General features: G+C 64.3%; 5 protein-coding genes. 3 read left to right on the top strand and 2 right to left on the bottom strand.

Annotation, left to right across the window (positions count from 1 at the left end; genetic code table 11):
• Window positions 1–6 precede the first annotated feature (6 nt).
• Window positions 7–636 (bottom strand): L-threonylcarbamoyladenylate synthase, encoded by a 630-nt coding sequence (locus V7Q81_RS15005; protein WP_333844909.1) that lies wholly within the window; start codon window positions 634–636, stop codon window positions 7–9.
• 13 nt (window positions 637–649) lie between these two features.
• The gene (locus tag V7Q81_RS15000; RefSeq protein ID WP_442954854.1) at window positions 650–1,513 is read right to left on the bottom strand and encodes a 3',5'-nucleoside bisphosphate phosphatase; all 864 of its coding nucleotides are present in this window, start codon (window positions 1,511–1,513) and stop codon (window positions 650–652) included.
• A gap of 350 nt (window positions 1,514–1,863) precedes the next feature.
• Between V7Q81_RS15000 and V7Q81_RS14995 the strand changes: the two genes are divergently transcribed.
• From V7Q81_RS14995 to V7Q81_RS14985, 3 genes are all read left to right on the top strand, one after another.
• Complete coding sequence (locus V7Q81_RS14995) at window positions 1,864–3,288, top strand: RtcB family protein (RefSeq protein WP_333844905.1); 1,425 nt, start codon at window positions 1,864–1,866, stop codon at window positions 3,286–3,288.
• A gap of 189 nt (window positions 3,289–3,477) precedes the next feature.
• The gene (locus V7Q81_RS14990) at window positions 3,478–3,717 is read left to right on the top strand and encodes a hypothetical protein (RefSeq protein ID WP_333844903.1); all 240 of its coding nucleotides are present in this window, start codon (window positions 3,478–3,480) and stop codon (window positions 3,715–3,717) included.
• Between the two features lie 133 nt (window positions 3,718–3,850).
• A partial coding sequence (locus V7Q81_RS14985; RefSeq protein ID WP_333844901.1) for a DEAD/DEAH box helicase occupies window positions 3,851–4,091 on the top strand: 241 nt, incomplete at its 3' end.

Here is a 4,091-nt window from a genome sequence, read left to right as displayed (position 1 = left end):
CGCGGCTCAGGGTGTGATGCCCAGCGCTTCGGGAGAGCCCTTCCCTTTGCGCACCACCTTGGGCACTTCGTCGGTCAGGTCCAGCACCGTGGTCATCTCGACACCACAAGGGCCACTGTCGATCACCAGGTCTACCTGGTGCTCCAGGCGGGCGCGGATCTCCTGGGCGTCGTTCATCGGCAAGTCATCGCCCGGCAGCAGCAAGGTGGAAGAAAGCAAAGGCTCGCCCAGCTCCGCCAGCAAGGCGTTTGCCACCGCATGGTCCGGCACGCGCAGGCCGATGGTATTGCGTTTGGGATGCTGCAGCCGTCGCGGCACTTCCCGCGTCGCTTCCAGGATGAAAGTGTAGCTGCCTGGAGTGGCCGCCTTGAGCAGCCGGAACTGCCGGTTGTCTACCCGGGCATACTGGGCCAGTTCGGCCAGGTCGCGGCACACTAGGGTGAGCAGATGATCGTCGTCGACGCCGCGGATACGGCAAATGCGGGAGGCTGCCTCCCGGTCGCCAAGGCGGCATCCCAAGGCATAACAGGAGTCGGTGGGATAGACGATCACCCCGCCTTGGCGCACGATTTCGGCGGCCTGACGGATCAGCCTGGGTTGCGGATTCTTGGGGTGTATTTCGAAGTACTGGGCCATCGTCGCGCCTGCCTCATCCTAGCCCAAGCGCGCTCCAGATTGGCCGGCATTCCTCGGGCAAAGGCGGCAGCACCCCCAGGCTCAGCCCGCTTTCTTCGGGACTATGGAAATCCGAACCCGCGGAGGCGGCAAGTCCGAAGCGGACGGCCAGATGGGCGAAGCGCCGGGTATCATCCAACGAGTGGTTTGGCGACACCACCTCGATGCCCATCCCGCCCCAGTTTCGGAACTCAGCCAGCAAAGCCTCCATTGCGCCACTCGACAGGCGATAGCGGCCAGGATGGGCCAACACCGCCACCCCACCGCTCGCCCGAATCCAGGCAACAGCCTGTTCCAGGGAGGCCCATGGGTGGGGCACATAACCTGGCTTGCCTTGGGCCAGGTAGCGCTGGAATACACCCTTCACGTCCGTCGCCACTCCTTGCTGCACCAGGAACCGAGCGAAATGGGTGCGCCCGATCAGGTCCGGGTTCCGGGCGTGGGCATAGGCGCCTTCCAGGCTTCCATGGATACCGCAACGGGCGAGCTCGGCGGCGATCGCCCGGGCCCGCTCCCGGCGCCCGGCCCGCAGGCCGGCCAAGCCGGCCGTCAGCTGAGGGTGGGACGGATCGATTCCCAGGCCCACCACATGGAGGGTCTGGGCGCGCCAGGTCACCGACACCTCGACCCCCTCGACGAAGGTGATCCCCTCGGCCCGGGCAGCCTCGCGCGCCGGCGCAAGCCCTCCCACCTCGTCGTGATCGGTGAGCGCAAGCACCGCCACCCCCCGTGTGACCGCCTGGCGCACCACCTCGGCGGGTGCCAGCACGCCGTCCGAAGCCGTGGAATGGCAATGAAGATCGATGAGGGACATGGGAATGGGAAGCGTCGAGGTCATCATAACAAAAGCACCCACAAGCCAAAACCCGCTTTCTCGCCGGGCAACGTGGCGCTGTGGCCAGGCTTTCCCCGATTTCGGATGCGTCCGCCGAGGTTTTCGTCCAGAATAACGGACACGGGAGTGCCTTGTAGGCACCTTTCTGCCTCCTCATGTCTCGCCCTCTTTCTGGGCTCTCGCCCTCCACTGCCGGATGGACCAGGGTAAGCTTGTGGCGGCTCTCGCCCTTTAGGGTAACGATTCGCGGAAAAATCCTCCCGTTTGGCCGCTGGACCACGCGGGGGGCGCCTGAGCCCGGCTCGGAACTCGCCTGGGGGGCACGAATCAATTTTGTTGAGAGAGCAACGACGATGAAACTGGATCGACTACAACCGTTGAACGAAACCACCTGGACACTCGCCGGCACCGACGCTGTCCATCCGCGGGTGCGGCTTTTCGCTACCCGGGAGCTGCTCGAAGCGATGGACGAGAAGGTATTGGAGCAGATCGCCCACGTAGCGCAGCTTCCGGGCCTGGTGGGTGCGGCCATGACCATGCCCGACGCTCATTGGGGCTATGGGTTTCCCATCGGTGGCGTGGCCGCCTTCGATGCGGACGAAGGGGGCGTTGTTTCGGCCGGCGGCGTGGGGTTCGACATTTCCTGTGGCATCCGCTGCCTGCGGACCAACCTGACGCTGGACGTCCTGGCGCCTTCCCTCGAACCCCTAGCCGACGAACTGTTTCGCTCGATCCCTGCAGGGGTCGGTGAGGAGGGATCTCTCAAACTCTCCATTCCCGAACTGGATCAAGTGATGCGGGGAGGCGCCCGCTGGGCGGTGGAGCAGGGTTTCGGGACGCACGAGGATTTGGAATACGTGGAAGAGCATGGCCGGGTCGAGGAAGCCCATCCGGAGAACGTTTCTGAGCTGGCGAAGAAGCGCCAGCGGGGCGAGATGGGAACCCTTGGCTCCGGAAATCACTATCTGGAAGTGCAGGTCGTGGAGCGCGTCTACGACCAGCAGGCGGCTCAAGCCTATGGCCTGTCGGAAGGACAAATCGTGGTCTCCATCCACTGCGGCTCCCGGGGGCTGGGCCATCAGATCGGAACCGACTACCTGGTGATCCTGGCCAAGGCGGCCCGCCGTCTCGGCATCCCGCTGCCCGACCGGGAGCTCGCCTGCGCCCCGATTCGCTCGCCCGAGGGGCAGCAGTACCTGGGCGCGATGAACGCTGCCATCAACTGCGCCCTTGCCAACCGCCAGATCCTGACCCATCTGACCCGGGAAGCGTTCCAGCGGGTCGTGCCCGGTGCCCGTCTGGAAACCTTGTTCGACGTGTCCCACAACACCTGCAAGGTGGAGCGGCACCGGGTCAACGGGGGCGAGCGTCGGCTCTATGTCCATCGCAAGGGGGCGACCCGGGCTTTCGGCCCCGGCCACCCTAGCCTCCCACCCCGCTATCGGGAAGTGGGGCAACCGGTGATCGTGGGAGGTAGCATGGGCACGGGCTCCTATGTGCTGGCTGGTGTCTCCGACAACCCCGCTTTCAGCTCCGCCAGCCACGGTGCCGGTCGCGCCATGAGCCGGCGGCAGGCGCTGCAACGGTGGAAAGGACGGGAGCTGATCGACGAACTCCGGGGCCGGGGCATTCTGATCCGGACCAAGTCCATGCGGGGGGCGGCCGAAGAAGCTCCCGGGGCCTACAAAGATGTGGACACGGTGGCGGAAGTGACCGAGGCGGCCCATCTGGCCCGACGAGTGGCGTTCCTGCGGCCCAAAGTCTGCGTAAAAGGCTGATTTTTTATGGCGTTGGAAGGCGTTTTTCTTTATCCTTACAAAATCCAGCCCCGCTGTTCACAAATCACATGAGGTTATCTGTAAAACTAATTGCACAAAAAAGTATTTCCGGCAGAGAAAGCCGGCCCGGCGAACGGCCATGAGACGCGCCTTCCTCGCGCTTGCTTCCCTCCGTGGGCAAGGGGCGCAATGAAGCGAAGCTATCGGGCCGACGCCCTGCCCACCTTTTACTTGGATTTCCTAGTGGCCAAGGTGGAGCGGGTGGAGGAAACAACCACCGACCGCCCCTATGATCAGGCAGGTTTTCACCTGGACGCGAGGGCCCAAACCTTCTTCAAAACCACCGATAGCGGAAGAACTTTCTACTATCGCCCGTGCGTCGATTGGCGCCAGGGGGCCCGCTGCTCGAGAAACACCGGATTTCAGTGACGGCGGTGGCCGATGGCTGGCGGGCCTCGCAGGACGGCATGGCGGTCGCCTATGGCCCCACGCTGCTGATCGCAGCGATGCGCAGCCTGGTCATTCGGCACTATGGAGACGTAGTGGAATTCGACGAATAGCGATGCAATTTTCTGACCTAGGCCTCATTCCCGAATTGCTTGAAGCAGTTGCCCATCAAGGCTACGCCGCCCCCACGCCGGTCCAGGCCCAAGCGATTCCCCTGGTGCTGGCCGGCCGAGACGTCATGGCTGCCGCCCAGACCGGGACCGGCAAAACTGCCGCCTTTACCCTTCCCATCCTGCAGTTGCTCAGTCCCCTGGCCAATACCAGCGCCTCCCCTGCCCGCCATCCCCTCCGCGCCC

It is taken from the genome of Pelomicrobium sp. (assembly GCF_036803785.1).
Classification (GTDB): domain Bacteria; phylum Pseudomonadota; class Gammaproteobacteria; order Burkholderiales; family UBA6910; genus Pelomicrobium.
The sequence above is the reverse complement of the archived record's forward strand: the minus strand, read 5'-3'. Positions and strand labels throughout refer to the sequence as shown.